We start from the raw sequence: 19,624 nt of genomic DNA, 5'->3' as shown, positions 1-19,624 counted from the left end.
GCTCGATCTGCCCAAAGAGTGGTCGGTCCACATGGTGGCGCCGGCTCCCGCCGCGCTCCGGCTGCCGGAGCAGGACGCTTTTCCGGAAGACGCGCGCCATGCCGAGATGCGGCCGGAAATGCGGTTCAGCTACTCGAAAGTTACGCCGCTCGACCTGGAAGACGCGGTGGCGGCCAGCGTGCAGCGCCTGGTGATCGAGGAAGTCCGCAAGCGGGCCTTGGCCGGGACGCTGACTTATCCCGACGTGCGCTGGGCGTTCGACAAAAAATCGCCCGTCGAAATTCAGGACTATTTTGAAAAGCTCACCGATGAACAGGCCGCGCTCATGGAGCGCGAGCTTTCACCGGCCGAAACCGGCCGCATCACCGAGACCGTCGAGCGCGACGTGGAGTTCCAGATCGAAAAGGCGCGCGGCCCGCTGGACCAAGCGCTCGGAAAGCTCCGCGCCGCGGGCTTCGGGGACGAAGCGGCCCTTGTCGAAGACCTGTATCAAAAGGTCCTGCCGTATCTCATCAAGTCGCAGGACATCAGCCCCATTTACCACATCACGCACGTCCTCAATTTCATGGCGGAGATCCTCGTCGACGAGTTCGCGAAGGGGAGCGTCACCCGCACCGACGTCAAGAACGGCATGACCGCCGCGCTGTTTCATGACAGCGGCATCGGTTACCAGACGCTGCGCAAGATCCGCGAAAGCGACATCGACGACGTTCAAAAAGCCATCGACGCCATGCCGGAAACGAACGAACCGGAGCGCGAGGCCAAACGCCTGAAGCGCCTGGAAAAAGAAGCGCTGAGGAAAAAGGCGATCCTGTCGCGTCAGCAGCACATGATGGCGGCCGGCGAGATCGCGGCGCTTGTCCTGAAAGACGATGCCCGCTTCAGCGCGGCGGACGAGGCGGCGGTCCGCGATATCGTGGAGACGCACGACAATTCCAAGATCCCGCTGCTCGAAGACACGATCGACTCGAAGTGGCTGCTGTCGCCGGGCAAAAAGGACTGGCTCAAACAGCTGCATTGGGAAGCGGATGCGCTGGAAATGCTCACGGAAGACAATAACGAGGTGGACCGCGAACGCACGCGCAAGTATGGCGGCACGCCCATGGAGCCGCGGGTGCAATACGAATACAACCGCGTGCTGCACCGCAAATACATCGAAGACGTTTACGAAAAGGCCTCCGGCATCGATCTCGCCGCCTATGGTTTCAAAGACGGCCTGCTTTACCGCAGCGAAAAAGGCTATGAGATTTACAAGCGCCTCGTGGCGCAGTTTTATGCCGCGCACCCTGAGCCGAAAACGGAAATGCGGGCTCATCACGACAAAATGCCCCGTCAGGCCGCGCGCCATATTTTTCTCGAGAGCGGCGTCCTCGGCCTCGTCGCCGCGCTGACGCATGCCCTGGCCGCGGCTTTGCTCGCGCCTTTCAGCTGGCAGACCGTTGTGCTGCCTCTCGCCGCGGGCCTGCTTTCCGGAGCGGTTTATTTTGCCTACCGCGCCCACCGTTATTTTGAACATGTCGACAGCCTCCTGCGCGCGGAAGACACGCGCCAGGCTGTCGCGCAGCGGATCATGGCCACGGGCCGTGAGATCGATCTGCTGTCGCAGTCGCTGCGGGACCAGCGCCGCGTGGTGCAGGATTTCTTCCGGGAATGGCACGGCGGCGAAGAGATTCCGCATGCGCTGATCCGCGAATTCCTCGAGTACGTGGCCATTCTCAAGCGCTTCGACGAAATCGAGTTCGGCGACAACCCGCTTCATCCTGACGATGAGGAAAAATTTCTGGATTGGCGTGAGAAGTATCAGAAGAACCTCGGCCCAAGCCTGCTCGAGGCCGTCCAGGTCATTGCCAGCCTTGTCCGCAGCGGCGCTTTGTCCGAGACCGCGCTGGTCAATGCGAAGCAGCTGAAGGCCATGGAAACCCATTTGAAGGCCATGCCGGAAAAAATCGCGGCCTTGCGCCGGTACCTGAACGGACATCCGCACTGGAAATACGAAAATCTTTTTCCCGAAGAGCCGGAAGGAAGGCGCGCCGAGATACGGCCGAACATCACCCGCAGCGACGAGCTTTTGATCCGCCTGGGATTCCGGGCCGGCCACGGCGGCGAAGTGCATCTGACGCCGGAAGAGCTGAAGGTCCTGCTGGCTGAAGGCAAGTTCTCGCTGATCAGCATCGGGCAAAATCCGAAGGGCGAGGGCCTGAGCAAGGAGGAATTGGAGAGAAGGTTCCGGCGGCTGAAGGAAATTTTGACCGAGGAAGGTTACTTGTTCACGCTCGTGAAAGGCTTCTACGGCGGCGAAGAAGACAGCTTCCTTATTATGGTGCACGAGGCCAATGCCAAAGTCATCCTGCATCTGGCCGCGCAATTCGACCAGGAATCCATCATTTATTCGGACCATGGCAAACAGGCGCTTGTCTACACGGACATGAACCGGCCGGCCCTCAAAAGCAACAGCATCGAATTTCCGCCCGGGCCGGGGGAAAATTATACCGAAGTCACGCACGAGGACGGGACGCGGAGCCGTTTTGGTTTTCATTTCCGAGGCCCGGAGCAAAAGCCGGAACTCAGAACCTCGGCGGCGGCCGCGCCGAAGCCGCTCGCGGTTTTCATCGGGTCCATCAACCTCAAGCTGTTCAAGATGATCGGCGAGCGCGCGGACGTCACGCGCTTTATCACGCCCGAAGACGACGTGAATTTCCCGGACGTTTTCGAAGTCATCGACGGCGTGGAATACAAGCTTCTGGGCGCCGGCGACCGCAAAGTTTCCATCATCGATCCGGACAAGCTTCTCGAAAGAGTCCGGCAGCTGCGCCCGGACGGCAGTTCCGTGACGCTTGTCTTCGATTACCCGCAGGCCAGTTACCCGAAGCTCGGCGAATCGTACGTGGATCTCGCGGAGCAGACGCTCACGGCCGCGGGCTACAAGGTCACCCGCTTTCAATTCAGCATGCTGGATTTCAAGCTCGAGGAAGAAGACCGCGGCGGCGAATGGTCTCCGGAAATGATGGACCTCGTGGAAGGGGAAATGGACGAGCATTTTCCCAGGCCTGCGCCGCTCGCCGAAGTCGCGGGCAAGCCCGCCGTCCACGCGGTCACGATCGACTGGAACCTTCTCACCGGCGGCGCGGAAACTCTGAACGGCATTTACGAAGAGCTGGTGCTTCACGTCGCGGACCAGGTGCTGGGCGAGCAGAAGTTCGCGGCCGCGAAAGAAGGCCTGCGGCAAAAGCTGGCGGCGCTGCGGCCCAAGACGCACGGGCTCTCGCCGCTCGAAGCTTTCGACCAGCATTTCCTTCCGCTGCTCATGGAAGAAAAAATCCTGGTGCCCGAAGATGCCGCCGGAGATGCGGCCGTCGACAAGGCCAAAGCCAATTTCATGGCCGTGCAGCCTCTGCGGCATTATGCCTCGCTTCTCGAAGTCGATTCCCGGCTTAAAACGCGTTTCGATCGGGCGAGAGGAATTTATGACCGCCTGCCGGGCTCGCTTATTTTCAGCAGCCTTGCGGATTTCATGGCCGCGCATCACGCGCTGAAAAACGGCGTCACTTATGCGCCTGGCGCGCGCGAAACACTTGATTACTTCCTCGGCCTGGGCATTCCCATTTTCCTGACCACGGAAATCTCGACCGATCTCGTCGAAGCGGTGGTGCCGCGGGAAATCCGCGACAAGCTCGAGACGAACGGCGGGAAAGTCCTGGGCGGCGACCGCGATTGGATCCTGCAGGTCAAGAAGCTGGAACAGATTTACGGCGACGGGAAAGTGCTCGTCGTCGGAGACGCGCCGGGGCATGCCCGCGGCGCTCAGGCGCGCCATCTCGACTTCGCGGCCGTATCGCAATCGCCTGCGGCGCTCGAACCTTTTGCTCCCAAAGGCGTTTTTCAGGATTTTAACGGTCTCTCCGCATGGGCGGCGGAGCATTATCATTTCGCGAAAAGACCCGAATTGCGTTCCGATCAAATGGGACCGCTGCAGCCTATCCACGCGGTCGTGTTGGACTGGGACGGCACGCTGTCCGACAGCGAAGATCTCGTGAAAGAAGTGCAGACGAACGCCACGCTCGAAGTGGCGCGCTCGGTGCTCGGCGCCGCTTTCGGAGCGAAAGAAGCGGACCTGCGGACAAAGCTTCACGGCCTGAAAGACACTCTGCGCGGCATCTCCGCCGGAGAAACGTTCCTGGATCATTTCCTGCCGCTTCTCAACCGCGAGGGGGTGGCCGTGACCGAGGCCGAAGCCGCGAGGATCCTCGCCGATTACGCGCAAACGCTGACTTTGACCCAACGCCTGAACCGGCCTTTTCTCGTCGATCGGCCGAAATTCCATGAGTTGGACGGCGCGCACGTCTTTTCGGATTTGACGAGCTATCTCATCACGGACCGCATGCAGCAGGAAGGTGTGAAATACCTGCCCGGCGCTGAGCAGGCGCTGGAGAAGGCCTTGTCCCTCGGCGTGCCGGTCTACATCGTCACGGGCATCGCCGACAAATTTCTTACCTTGCGCATTCCTTTGCCGGTCCGGCGCAAAATAAAAGAGAGCGGCGGCAAAGTCATCGGCGGCGACCGTCCCAAAACCATCACGATGCAGCGGCTCACGAAAGTTTACGGCAAGGGAAGCATCCTCAGCATCGGCGACGGTTCCGCGGAAGCGCGTGCCGCGCAGGAAACCGGGCAGCCTTTCATCGCGATTGAATCCGCGGGCGCGAGCGGCCTCCGCGATTTCGGGCCCGTGCACCAGATGGCCGACATGACGGGCTTCGAAGCCGCCGCCGGCCGTTTCCAGTTTTCCCGGAACGGGGAGCAGGAAGCGGAGAAGACTTCGATTCACGCCGTGGTCTTCGATTGGGACGGCACCGTGGCGGATTCGCGCGAGGTCGTGATCGAAGCCCACACGAACCTGACCCTTAAAATGGCGGAGGCTTCCATGGGCGCGGCGGATTTTGCCGCGCGGCAAGAGGCGCTTCGGGAAAAAATGAAGGAGCTGGTCTCCACGCTTCAGGGACGCGCGACCGCGGGCCTTGTCCGCGATCAATATCTCCCTTTCCTGGAAAAGGAAGGGATCAAGGTGGATCTTGGAAAAGCGAAACGGGCGCTTTTGGACTACGCTTCCGGCCTCAAATTCACAGGCGAACTGCAGGCCCGCTACGACGCAGCTTCGGCGCGGTTCGCTTCGCTCGACATCCCGGACCTTGTTTCGCAGATCGAGAGTTTCTTCGTGGCCGGATACGAGATGCAGCACGGCGAGAAGATGCTGCCCTTCGGCGAGGACGCGCTGCGCGCGCACGCGACGCTCGGCATTCCTTTCTACATCATGACCGGCATTCCGGACGAATTCATCGAGTTCCGCATTCCCGCGCGCATCCGGGAACTTGTCGCGGCTTCCGGCGGCGAAATCATCGGCGGCAACCGCACGAAGCTCGAGAGCATGAAGCGCATCACCGCTATTTACGGTCCGGGCGCCATCCTGAGCGCCGGCGACGGAACCGGAGAAGCGGATGCCGCCATGCAGACCGGCCAGGTTTTCGTGGCCGTGGCCGCTTCGGACAAAACGCGCGACACGCTGGCGCGTTACAAACCCGCGCTCACCGTCAAAGACCTGAGCGGGCTTCAGGCCTGGACGGAAGAACATTACGTGTTCGAACCCAAATCTGAATTGAGATCGCAGACCGCGCCTTCGGTCAACGGCCGCCGCTCGCCGCTCGCGCCGATGATCATCATCAACAAACCCGTGGGCCACGACAGCGTGGGAAACAAACGCCGCTTTCCGCATGTTCCCGTCGCGCTCGAAGTGGTGCCGGAACAGTTCCGCGCCCCCGGCCGCAGCTTGTACGGACGCCTCGACAAGATGACTTCCGGCCTGATGATTTACGGCGGGCACGGCATGCTCCAGCATTTCCTCATGGACCCCACGAGCGACGGAAAAATAAAAGTTTCCAAGGTCTACGAAGCCGTGGTTTCCGGCCGCATGACGCGGGAAGAAGCGCGGCAGCTGGTCAGGAAAGGCGTGGCGATCCGCGTGCCAACGCCGGACGGACGGTCTTCGCGTGATTACCTGGCCAAGGCCGAAAACGCTTACGTCCTCGAAAATTTTACGATCGACGGCGGTTACGAACGTTCGAGAGTGCGCATTGTGCTCACCGAAGGCAAATACCACCAGGTCCGAAAAATGCTGGCGGCCGTGAATCACGGCGTCATCGAGCTCAAACGGATTTCCGTCGGACCCATCAAGCTCGGCGGTCTTAAGGAAGGCGAATGGCGCGAGCTGGAGCCGCATGAATACGCGTGGCTCGAAGAAGTTTATAAGAACGCGCTCATGGCGAGCGGCAAGAGGTTCCCATCCTTTTTACGCACACGCAACGCGCGCCATTATGAAGTCAACGGACGCGCGCAGGCGGATGGAAAGTCAGAGTTAAGAACGGCCGCCGAGACGCCGGAAATCCAGACTCCGCCTTTGCGCTCGGAAGCCCGGGGCGACGACCGCAAAAAGAAAAAGCGCGAAGAAAGAAAGCGGGAACAGCGGAAGCGGGACGATGCGAAAAATATTGAGCGCCGCAAGGAAAAAAAGAAAGCGTTCGAAGCAAGTGACGAGCGCCGGCGCGACAGGGCCCAGCAGAGGCGGGAGCTGATGCAGCAATTCGGCCTGGAGCCCGGAGCCGGAGCAGTCACGGGCGGCCAGCTTGCGCAATCGCTTCTGGGAGCCTTGAAACAGATGACGGGGCCCGAGGCCGCGAAGATCGTCTCGGTCGTCGAGGACCTGAAAAATCGTTTGTTCGCGCTCGGCGAAGAATCCGACGCGGTTTCGCGCGCGCGCCTCGCGGCGCGGGAAGGACACCGCGACGATTACGTGCCTCCGGAGCAGATGAAGGATGCTGCGGCCCGGATCTTCCGGCTGCTGAATCTCAAGGCCGGGGAAAAACTCCTGGAAATCAACCCGGGCGCTTCCGGCGGCGTGGCGCTCATTGCCGCGCTCATGGGCCTGGACGTTGTCGTGGTCGAAACGAACGTCGAAGTCCGCGGCGTGGGCAAGCCGTACAACCCTTACCAGCTTCTGAACAAAACCGTGGAAACTTACCGCGACCTCATCACGGCCCTCGGCGGTTCGCTGGAAATTATTCCCGGCGATTATGCAGCTCAAAGTGTGCGGGAGAAAGCCGCGGACGAAGGGCCGTTCGACGTGGTCGTGGCCACCGGCCTCAATCAGGCCTCGCCCAAAGCCGCCGACATGCTTGCCGCGCTGAGCGAAACGCTGCAGGAAGCGCGCGCTTTTTACGGCGGCTTTCCCGTTTCCGAAGACGTTCCCGCGTCGAGGCGCGCCGTGCTCGACGCATTCGCGAAAATCGAAGAATCTTCCGTAGAGGCCGGGCGGGGCGTTTCCTATGAACGCGCACCCGCACCGCTTTCCTTCGGCTTCACGTCCGCGCGGCTGTACCACTTCACGGATCGCGCGGCGCCGGAAGACCCGCGGCCGCCGCTTCCATATAAAGAGACGGACCAGGGCATCGAGGCCGCCACGTTCCAGGGCAAGCGCACGATCGACATGGTTTTTGACGCCGAAAACCGCCGGGCCCTCGAAGCCTATGACCGCGAAACCGGGGACAACGTCCTCGAGCGTCTGGCCCGCCTCCTGTCGCAGTATCCGAAAGACTGGCGGCCCGGCGACTTCAACGAAGAAATCGGCGATTCCGCGGACGGCAAGCGTACGGTCAAACTGGTTTTCAAAAAGCCCGTGGTGCTGAACGGCGAAGAAACCGACAGTCTGGAGGCGACGGGCGTGCTCTTCACGGAAGAAAATCTGGGAGAAGATTTTCTCGGCATGTCCATGGGACACATGTCCATGAACGTGCGCGAGGCCGGCGCGCGCCGCGGCCGCGACGGCGGCGTCGATTCTTCCTACGCCCCGGACGGGCGTGTGGTTCTCACTCCGGCTAGATTTTCCCAGTACGGCGGACACGGCGCCATAACAGCCGAAGAAAAATTCAATCACTCGCGCACGACGCTTCCGAAAAAAGGTTTCCGCTCGCCGATCGCGGTGGCGCACGGCACGTACCGCGTGGATCAGGGCGCGAACAAGCGCATCGAAAAAGACGGCCGGCAGCTCGGCGTCTTTGTTTCCGCCACGCGCAAGGCCGTGCCCGAGCGTTTCGGCCACTTTGACGGGCTCATTCAGGACCGCTACCTCGCGGCTTTTGACGCGGCGACCGAGAGGGACAAGGCCGCGATCAATGCCTTCGTCATGAAGACGGCGAAAGCTTACCTCATCAATCCGGTTGAAACCGCCAAACGCGTGGCGCAAATGACCGATTACGGCAGGTCCAACCGCACTTACGGCCGCAAGCTCCGCGCGGTGGTGGACGCGTGGCTTTATCCGAACCAGCCGCACAAAGGCAACGTGGCTTTTGATCCGGATGAGGACTGGCCGGAAATCTGGTTCGACCTGGGCGGCTGGAAGACGGGCGAGGAGCTGACGCCTGAGCAGCGGTTCGGTTATTTTTACAGCGCGCTCAATTACGGCATCACGGTCATCACGCGCAGCCTGGTCCACAATACCATGATGGAAACGCTCTATCACGAAGGCGCGATCGACCCGTTCGGGGATTTCCTCGAAGGCTTTTTCTACGACCAGCTCGACAATCCTTCCTTCAGCCGCAGGGATCTCAAGTTCATGGGCGAGCATCGCGGCGCGAGGCTCGAAGAGACGCAAACCAATCTCCAGCTCGCCATCCAGAGCGAAGAGTCGCTGCTCAATCCCAAGAGCCTGCCGCCGCTCTACAAACGCCTGGACCAGCCTTTCGTGCCGCTCATCCGCCAGATCTTTGGTTTCCGCGAGGACGGCCTCACGGCGTTGAAGCCGGAGGAAAGAAAGAAAAAAGCCGAAGCGCTCTACGCCAAATTCCGGCCGCGGTTTCCGGGACCGTCCGCCCGCGGGCTCACCCTCGCGGCCCTCGAAGCTTGGATCGACCTGGCGCCGAAAGACGAGATCCTGGTGCGCCGCGAGCTCACCGCGCTCTACGACGAGTATAAGGACAAACTGGCCTTCGAAGATCAGAAAGCGGAATTGCAAAGGGAACTGGATGCGCTCGGCGACGACATCATGGCCGCGCCCGAAAAGCCGCAGGCGCCCGAGCTGTCCGCGCTTCCGGCGACGCCGGACGCCTGGGCGGAAAAAATAATCGCCGTGGCGCAAGGCGTGATGGCCCGCTACGACAGCCGCCCGCGGACCGGAACGGAAAGGGATCAGTTCTGGATTTCTTTTACTGCGGATCTCGACGCGGTTCTCAAACAGCTTTTCAATCACGTCCAGGACCCGGCGCTGGCCGCGGCCGCTCTCGACAAGGCCAATGCCTGGTGGAACGCTCAGGGGCTCGAGCCCAAGCTCGGCGGCCTGATGGAGCATTTCATCCTGGTCTACAAGGAATTCATGCCCTCGGCGGTTTTTGCCGGCGAGCAGCGCCGCGTTTTCGAAACCGTGCAGAAAACCTCCGCGATCGAAGACCGGCTGTGGGCATGGTGGCTTTACGCGGTGGCGACGGCTTATCATCTGCGCCATTTCGGCGTTCACGTGGAACCGCTCCCGGGACAGGCGCCGAAGGCAATGGACAACGAGATTCTTGGTTTTCTGGTGCGGGATTTTCTCTTGCCCGACTATCTGACTTGGCGGACGGCCCATCAGTCGGAGATCGCGGCAGGAGAAACCCGCGCCGTCAACATTCAAAAGAACATGCTCTGGGCGCTCGGGCTCGCGCTGGACGTGCGCCTCTACGACGCGGACGGGCTTGTGTACGATCAGGACCTGGAGCAGGGGACACCGGTCATTCCCGCGCGCGTTCATTTCCAAAACGGCAGCCTCGATTCCGTGCGGGAACTTTACCTTCCCGTCATGAAGGCAGTCGCCGAAGCCGGACTTCTTCCCGAGGTCTTGAAAGCCATGGAAGACAAAAGCCTTGTCCAGGACGGGCAGATCCCCAAGCTCAAACCCTCGATACCTTTGATTCTCGGACGCGGAGGCGAGGGCCTGCGGGGCATCGGCACGCTGACCCGGCTCACTCTGGAAACGCTTTATGAAGGCACGTTCGGATCGGCCATCGATTTTACGCGCCTGGATCCCGCGGCCGCGCTGCGCCTCGCCATGCAGGCACCGGATGAGGACCGCATGGTCCGTTATCTCGCGGAAGAAATCGAAGCGCGCCGCCTGACCGCGGGCCAGCTTTGGAAGCAGCTCGCGGACCTTACGGTTCCGTTCCAGCAGCCGGGCGGCGATCTTAATCTTGCCGCGATTACGTCTCCCAACGCCGCGGAAAATCTGGCGCGGATCAAACGCCTGATGAAAGTCGCGGACACCGCTTTCCGTTATCAGCGCAGGCTTTTTACGGGGAAAATGATCGAAGATTTAGAGGACCTGAAGCCTGGCACGGTCGTGCAGGTGCTGAACCGTCCCGGAACCGGTCGTGAGGGCGCTTTGTATGAGGCTTTGATTCTCGGGATCGACAGCCACGACAACGTCTGGATGATCACCGACAGCGGCGAACAGCGCGTGGCCCCGCTGGCGGAGCTTGCGCACGTGAGAGCCGGGACCGTCGTTCCGGTTTTGAATCCCGCTACCGTGCAGATGCACGGCCACCTGAGAAACGAATTGCGCAGCGCGGACGAGCGTCCGGCGGACGAAGTCATGGAAGAATTGCGGGCCATGGACCGCTCCGGCATTTCTCCGGCGCTGGAAGTGCAGGTGACCGGCATGTCATCCGCGACGCCGCGCGGGCTTTACGTGAATTACCAGGGCGTGGAAGGTTTCATCGACGAGGACGATCTCGCGGGCGACGTAGAAGATTACCGCGGTTTCATCCGCGGCACGATGAATGTCTATCTCGCGGCCGCCCAAGACGAAGTCGGCGGGCAGCTCATGCCCGTCTTTGTACCGCTGCCGGAAAAAGGACAGGGCGAGGTCCTCGAAGCAAGCGATGAAGAAGCCTTGATCGACGAACTCCGCCGCGCGCAGGAGCTCGGGACGCCGGTGCCGGTCACGGTCACGATGCTGGTGCTGGCCCGGCATGAAGGCGAAGAGTTTGATCACGCCGCGGGATTCGAGGTCCGGTACAAAGGGCTCGAAGGTTTCATGCCCTACAGCGAAGGTCCGGACGAATTGCGCCATCAGAATTCCCGGGATTTTGAAAAATTGAGCGGGCTCATGCTCGGGCGGCAGCTGAACGTCCTGGTCAACCGCGTGGAACAATCGCATGACGGCGCGCTGCGTCCCGTTGTCTCGGCGCGGGAAGCTGAGGCCCGGGAAAGAAAGAGCCTGACCCGCGGCCAGCAGATCGAGCTCAAGATCGTGGAGCTCAATCACCCGCACGGCGACAAGGCCCTCGAACCCACGGGCGTGATCAGCGAAGCCCAAGGCTTCCGGTTCTATACGCCGTTTTTCAGGATTCCCGAAGCGCTGCTGGGCGGCGGCTGGAATTCCCTGCCCGGCAAGACGGTCCCGGCCGAAATCACGGACCCGGAAAAAATGCACGCGGATTTTCTGCCGGCCGCAGAAACGCGGGTGCCCGCTGCGGAGCTCAAGGCCGCGCATCTTTTCAAGACCGTGAAGGCGCGCGTCGAATTCATCAGCCACCGCGGCCCCGCGGAAAATTTCGCGCCGCAGGGCCTTGTCGTCTCCTGGGACGAGGGACGCGAACGCGGGCTCGTGACGCTGCGGGACTTGGGCCTCGCCCTCCCGGAAGGCGCGGCGGAAAGGCTCGAGATGCTCCGCGCCCTGGTCGGCACGGAAAGGGATGCTTTCATTCATGATTTTCACGGCCGCGAGGCCCTGATGGTTTTCAGCGGTTCGCAGACGGCGCGGGAAGCGCTGGCGCGTTCGGCTGCGGACGGCGTTCCCGTCACGGTCACGATCAAAGAACTCGTCCTGCGGACCGACAACGGCTCCGGCCATGAATATGCCGCCGGTTTCCACGCGGATTACGAAGGCATCGAACTCTTCATTCCTTACAGCGAAGGCCCGGACCTGCTGCATGCCATGGACTCGAAGGATTTCGCGGCGCTGCGCCTGGCCCTGATCGGAAAACAATTTCCCGCGCTCGTGCGTGCCGCCACGAAGGCGCACTCCCGGCCCATGGCTTCGGTCCGCGAAGCCGAGCTGGTGCTGTCGGCGCCTCCGGCCGAGGGGACGGAAATCGAAGTGTCCATCATCGCGCTCAAACATCCAAAAGGCGACACCGCGCTCGAGCCCACGGGCGTGATCAGCGAATACAAAGGGCATTCGTTTTACACGCCGTTTTTCAAGATCCCCGCGCCGCTCCTGACCGGCGGATGGAAAAATCTGATTGGAAAGAAAGTCCGGGCCGTGGTCGCGGACCGCAGCAAACTGCTCGCGGATCTGCTCGCGCCGGACGCGCCGCAAACAGAAATCAGGGTGCCCCCTCAGGAACTCCAGCGCAATTTCGATTTCCGGAAAGTGAAAGTCCGGGTGGAATTCATCTCCCATGCCGGCGCGGATCACAATTATGAGCCTCAGGGGCTTCTCGTGTCGTGGAACGACGGCAAAGAGCAGGGGATCGTGCCGCTGCGCTTTACGCCGGGAGGCGTTCGAAGCAGCCTCGAAGATCTGCGGGCGCTCGTCGGCCATGAAATGGAGGCGCGCATCATCGACTTCCGCGGGCGTGTGGCGGAAATGACGATGAAGTCTGTCCTGGAAACGCGGCTTGGCGACAATCCCGGCCGCTACCGGCCCACGGTCACGGTCGCGATGGCGCGGTTTGCCATGGGGCTCCCGATGGACGCGATCCGCGCCTATGGCCAGTCCAAGCTGCACCCGGAAAATCAAGATCTGAAAACGGAGGCCGCGCTGCTGAACGGCCGCGTGCTCGAGGCCCTGGAAGTTCTCACCGAGAATAAAAAGATACGCTTCATCACCGACCTTTTGTACCAGCTCGGAAAGCCCTGGATGCGCGAACAGATCGCGGATTCGCTCTGGATGCTGGAGCGCTGGCAGCTGTACCTGGACGAACTCCATGCCGCGGCCGTCGCGCTGCGCGCGGACATCGAGGCCGTGGATCTGGAAGACCGCATGGCCGTGGCCGTGCTCACTCCGGGCCAGGAGCTCGTGATCCGCGGACACAAGCTGGACGCGCGGAATGCGGACATCGTCGTCCGTCTCGGCAATCTCCTGACCGGCGAGCCCCAGCTTGGCCGTGAACTTGCTTTCGAAACCGAATCCGGGGTGATCGCGACGCATCGCCAGGACTGGCTGCACAAACCGGCCCTGTATGTCGCGCCGGACGGCAGCGTGCGCACCGAAGCGGTCACGAAAACCCTCAGCCGTTCCCAGGCCGGGGGTGTGGCCCGCGGACTGCTGGAAGTTTACCCGAAAAACAAGATCGTGCTGTACGGGCCGCAGAGCGGACAGGAAATCCTGCTTCAAGTCCAGTTCCTGGACGACGGCAAGATCATCCTGCAGACTCCGGAAGAAGCTTTGAAGCGCCGCGGCGCTGAAATTTTTGTCCGGCCCGTGCCTCCGGCCGAAGAAGCTAAATCTGAACTGCGTACCGGAACTGAAGCCCCGCAGCCGCCGCAGGACCGCCAGCGGCATTTGACCGATGCGCAGCGCGGCGAATACCAGACCAAATTGGAAAAACTCCGGGTCCGGAGCGTGATGCATGGAGTAAGCGCCGCGATCTTCGTGTCGGCTCTTTTCTTTTTGGCGGGATGGCAGATCGCGCTCGCGGTCCTGCTTCCCGCGGTGCTTTACCAGTTCGTCCGCGCCGCCGCCATTGTCGGCGTCTGGATCTACGGCAAAAGCACGGGAAATCCCGCGATCGCCAAAATTTCCCCAGCCTGGCCCACGTGGCGGGAATGGCTGCACGCCGTGCCCGCGCACGAATTCAGCCTTTCTCCGGCGCAGGTCTGGGCGATTGACTTCAGCGGCGCTTACGCGAACCTCGCGGCGGGAATCGCCGCGGCCGTTGCCGCGTTTGCCGTGCCGCCCCTTGCGCTTCCACTCGGCATTTTCGCGGGCCTCAACCTGCTTCGGTTTGCGGTGCAGGTTTTTGTCCCGGCCTCGCCGCAGCAGCAGGCGCTGAACCAGCTCATCACGGTTTTCGAGCCTGTCCTTGTCCTCAACCGCATCCGCGATTTTTTCAGCTCGGACGCCGCGACGCGCGCGCGCCTGCGGCGCAGGGGCGAAGAAATCCGCGAGGCCGTGACCTCCGGCATGCGCACCGTGGTCGGCGAAGTCGTCCGGGCGAAAGCCGACAACGACGACGTCTTTTATCTTCTGACCGCGCGCGGCGAGGTGTTCCGTGCGGACCGCGTCGAAGGCCAGGAAATCAAAAAGCCCATGAACGAAGCCGCCGCGGTTTTTGAGGCGGACAGTTTCGGAATCGTGTCCGTGGTTTTCAATTTCCAGGCGAAGCTCGTCCCGGGCCGTCCCACGGTGAAAGCGGGCAAACAGACTTACGCGGTGTACCGCATCAAGAACTTCCCGGAGTTTTTGAGGACCCCGGAAAAACCCGCTGCGCAGAAAGCCGCGGAGCCGGAAAAACCGGCCGAGGTCGTCAAACCCTCGGGCCCGCTCGCCCTCGAGATCGACGAGACCGCCCAGGAAGCCGAGGCGGCCGCGCGCCGCGAAGCCATTGCCGCGGCCATGCGCGAATTCGAAGAAGCGTATTTCGGCGAGGACGGCGCTCTCGGCAAAAAGGCCGAGCATTACGTGCGCCAGGCCGCGGAAAAGAAAAACCAGAAGGTCTCGAGCTTTGCCAAACAATTCGCCCATGACATCGATCAGGTGATGGGCACGATCAAGACCAAGTACGGGCTGCAGCCGAATGAGATGAAGGGGCTTACCGATTACCGCGAGCAATACCTGAAGGACATGAAAGACCGCGCGCTCGCGGCCCAGTCGGCCGCGCAAAAGGCCCGGAAGGCGGCGCGCGACGAAGCCGAGCTCGACCGCCTCATCGCGGACGAAGCCGCCGTTCAGGCTCGAGAGGAAGAAGATCGTCTGGAAAAGGCCCGCGCCGCGGAACGCACGGTCTTGTCGTCGGGACTCGAGGCGCTGAAGCGGGATCTTTCCGGCCGCCTGGACAAGTTTAAAACGCCGGAAGCCGTGGACAAAGATCAGGCCGTCACCACCTTCGAAGGCGCCATCAAAGGGGCTGCGCTTCCGGACGAAGAAAAAGAAGCGTTCGGCTCTCGTCTCAAACTCGCGCTGCAGCCGCTCAAGCAGAAAGTGTGGGCGCGCATCAACGAGAAGCAGCAGGCCGCGGGAACCCCGGAATGGCTGCAGGACCAATTCCGCCAGGCCGTCGAAGCCGACCGCGCCCGCAATTACGAATTGGCGTTCCAGCTTTACGAGGAAGTCACGGGCAGCAAAGAAATCAGCGCCGCGGACCGCGGCAAGGCCTACCAGGGAGGCGCGCGAGCGCTTTCCAACCTGAGGCTCTACGACGAAGCGCTGACCTTCATCGATTACGGCCTCAAAGAAGACGCGAGCAATCCTTACCTTCTCACGGAAAAAGCCTGGATCGTTCTTTTTGCCGGCAGGGAAGTCCGTAAAGCCGCGGTGGTGGCCCTGCGCCGCAAGCAGCTTCCGGAAAAAGCCGTGCCCCTGATGGAAGAGGCCCGCGCCAAATTCCGTGAGGCCGTCGCGCTTGCCGACCAGGTGCTGGCCGGGGAAAGCAAATTCTCCCAGGCCCTGAAAGTGCGCATCGAAGCCATGATGGACCTGGGCGAAGAGATCTCCCGCATCGAAGGCGCGATCGCCTATGCCGAAGGCATTCACGGCAAAGACAAATTTCAGTATCTGAGAAAGCGCCTGGAATCCCGCAGGAAACCGGAGCTTCGGGCTTTGGAGTCCCGGCCGGAACTCAGGACCGAAGACCGGCTGACGCTCTCGAATCTGGACGGACATTTGACCGCTCTCGAAGCACCGCGGGATGCCGCGCAGGCCGAAGCCGCGCGAAGGGAGCAGCTGCGCGCGCTGATCGGCGTGGAAAAAATCCTGGGACGCGTTTACGGGCTCCAGGCCGTTGTGTTCGATCTTGCGGGCGTTCTCATTGCCGGCAGCACCAAAGAATTTGTGAAGCATTTTCTGGCCGTCAACCTGGGCGCGTCCGTGCCCGAATCGGAAATCGAGACTCTGGCCCGCGCCATTTTCAGCGAGCCGCCGGCCGCGCATCTCAATTACGGCGCATTGAAAATCGGCCAGGCCACGCCGGAAGAATTCCAGAAGGACGCGCTGCGCAAAATTTACCGGCTCCTGAAAAAGCGTGAGACGGAAACGGGACGCTGGCCCATGGGCGAAACCTTCGCGGATTTCCGCGCGTTTGAAAAGAAATACCGCGGCGTGTTTCTCACCGCGCTGTACGAAAGCTACAGCGAAGTCCCGGAGAACAAGGCCGTGGTCCAGAAGCTGCAGGAGCGCGGCGTGCCGCTTTACATCCTGAGCAACAATTTCAAAGAGAAGTTCGAGTACCTGCGCCGCAAATTCCCGTTCCTGCAGCCGATCCACGCCATTCTTTCCGACGCGGCGGGCGCGGCCAAACCGGAGCGTGCGATTTATTCGCTGCTCATGCAGACGATCGGCGGCAGCCTGTCGCATGCGCACCGCAGGCTGGAGCCCTCACGCATCCTGTTCCTGGACGACAAGGAAGATAACCTGCGCGCCGCGCGGGAAGCCTACGGTCTTTATGGTTCTCACTTTGACGGCACCGAGCCGGGCAGCCTCAACCTGGCGCAGAACGACGTGATTGCCGAGCTGTTGTCCCAGCAGAAGCTGGAAGAGACGCTCGCGCTCCTGCGCGCCGTGATCCGGCCGGAGTCGCCTTATGCCGCTTCGGTAAAGGCCCGCGCCGGGCGTGTCCTGAAAAGCCTGCAAGGCCTGCGCGATTCGGCCAAGCGCCGGGAGATGCCCATCCGCGAACGGCACATCAACGAAGAGCCGGCGCTTCAGGCGTTCTACGAAGCGCCGCTGGGCGAACAGGATGCGACCGGAAGGATTGAAGTCCTGATCGATACGAATTTACCCGCCGTTGCCCAGGCGTTCGGAACGCCGCACCGCAAAGGCGACCGCTATTATTTCCTGCGCGAGAACGGCGCGATTTTCGCCCTGGCGCGCGAAAACAGGGCCAAGGCGGAATTTTCCACCGTGCCCATGGTGAATTTCTCCCTCTACGGAGCGGCCCGCGATATCAAGTTCGCGCATGCCGTGCGCAGCGCCTACTACATCGGCGTCCTTAATTATATGGAAGCCTACCGCGCTTCCGGCCTCGCGCCCGCGGGCGTGCGTCTTATGGGAATCGAGCCGCCCGTGCCCGAACGTTTCCGGAACCTGGACCAAAGCGCCGCGCTGCTGGAGCAAAGAAACCGCCGGGGCTCGCGCCGCGACCTCCGCAAGCACGCCGTGGATTACTGGGCGTATCAATGGGCGCCCATCATCAGCAGCATCCAGGTGGACGACGACGATCTTGGGTATTTCTTCGAAGCGCCCACGGCCTTTCTGATCGACGCGGCTAAGATGCAGACCTATCAAGATTTGAACATGCAAAGCCTCGCGGCCTTCAACCATTTGCTCACGCAGCGCTATTACCAAACCAAGACACCGGACCTCGAAGCCTACGCGCGGGCGCGGGCCGAGGACAAGGGCGTGTTTCCCGTCATCATCGTTCCGGGCATTCCTCACGGCGAATCCATCGACCTGGAATCCGGGCCCATGACCGCGCTTGTGGCCGACGTTTTCATTGCGTACACGCTGGGGCTCAAGTCCGAGGACGAAATGCTGGCGAATTCGGAAGTGACGGACATCATCGGCGGTGAAGACATCCTGCTCGCCCGCGAATTGCGGCGCCCGGCCGTGCCGATCCACATCGGCAGGGAGGACGGTGATTACAACATTCCCGTGTATTACATCAGCCGTCAGAATTACCGCGCGCCGCGCGAGGAAGACCTGAAATACCTGGATCTTTTCTTCGAGCCGCAAAAATTTTTCCACGGCCAGGTGCAGGACCGGCACTGGGTGGCCTGGCATCTCGGCCATCATCCGCTGACGGATGAGAACGGCCTTACGCGCGTGGGCGAAGCCTTTGTGCGCATCCTGGCCGCGGGGCCTCAGGGTTTCGAGGAGCAGACGCGCCGCAGGGTGATCGAAGCGCTCGACCGCCAGCGCGTTCCCGTCACGTTGCCCATTCTGGAAAGATTGCTCGGTCCCGCGCGCGCGCGTGTTTTCGCCGCGGCCGTACCGGTCGAAAATCTCAGCTTCCGCGAAATTGCGGCCACGGAATTTTACGCGCGGCGGGACACTGAAGATGAAAAGATCACGCGCCTTCTCGACTATGCGATGCAGCATGCGGACGAGCCGCTCTCGCTCCAGCGCCTGAACGCCGCGCGCTCCGGTCACACGCTCCAAGATCCGCTGGTGCGCCGCCTGATGGACTCCCGCGGGGAAAAGGCCCGGGGCGAGGCGCTCGAACGCCTCTTCAATCACATTCCTTCCGACCGCCGGCTGCCCTACTCCTGGGGCGAGCGCAGGAAACAGGCCGCGCAAATTCAGGAGCTTCGCGGACGTCTCGGGACTCAGGAGCAGGAAGCGCTCGACCTTCTCACGCCGGAAACCGCGCTGAAGCTTGCCGGGCAATATCACCGCGAGCTCGACGCGCTTTACGAGACGGAGGTCCGGGTCCGCGAAGTGGAATTCCAGATGGTGTTCGACGTGGCCGGCCTCTCGCGCCCCGAGCGGCTGAAGACTTACGACGAAGCCCGGCGCGAAATCGCGGAGCTCATCAATCGCGACGAACTGTATCAGGCCGCCGGCAGGGCGGGCTACCGCGACATTTTCAACGCGGTCCGCAAACTCGGCCTGGATGAATCCTATGCCCGCCGGTATTATTACGCGCTGATCGCATGGAAACAGGCGCGCATCCAATTGCAGCGGGTCCTGGCGCACGACAGCCGCGTTCCCGCCGCGCTCGCCGAAGGCCCGCGCCTCGCGGATGTGATCACCAAAGTCAGCCACGTTGCGCAGAACCGGGAAAATCTCAAGGACTTCACCAAGCCTCTCATCGTGGTCGTGGCCGGCGGCGCGGGCGTGGGTAAGTCCACCGTCGCCAAAGGCCTTTCGCGTTTCGCGGGCCTGAGCCGTTATTCTTCGGACCTGTCGCGCGACAACGTGCGCGGCGAAGTGGCCAAAGACGTGATCCCGGCCCTGCATGAATCTTCGTTCACGTTCCGGCTCGATGATTACGAAAGCCTTGCCGCGCGCTCGCGCTTCCTCAAGCAGTATTTCGAGCACGCCTACGCCACGCTTTACGGCACGGGCAAAGGCGGCGTGTTCGCGGAATGGAAGCGCCAGATCAAGGAAGGGGAGAGCGCGGTGTGGGAAGGAGTGGCGTTTTTCCCCGGCTTTATTCCCGCGGAATTTTACGAGAAGGCGAACATCGTTCACATCGTCGTTGACGTGCCGGGCATTTCCTGGCAGCAGCGCAAGGAAATCCATCTCGCGCGCCTGGACGGACGGGCCAAAGACACGGCCGATCCTTCCCGCGCGCCGAGCCGCTATCAGAAAGACATCAACCCCATCCGCACGATCCAGGAAGAAATGTGGGAGTATGCCGCGCTGATCGGCATGACGCACCTGCAGAAT

1 protein-coding gene is annotated in these 19,624 nt (G+C 61.8%); it reads left to right on the top strand.

Features of this window, described 5'->3' with window-relative positions:
* Window positions 1–19,624, top strand: a 19,624-nt coding sequence (locus VL688_13035; protein HTL48979.1) for an HAD family hydrolase, incomplete at both ends; no start/stop codon positions are given.

Source organism: Verrucomicrobiia bacterium, from assembly GCA_035495615.1.
In the GTDB taxonomy this organism is placed as follows: Bacteria; Omnitrophota; Omnitrophia; order Omnitrophales; family Aquincolibacteriaceae; genus DATJFP01.
The sequence above is the reverse complement of the archived record's forward strand: the minus strand, read 5'-3'. Positions and strand labels throughout refer to the sequence as shown.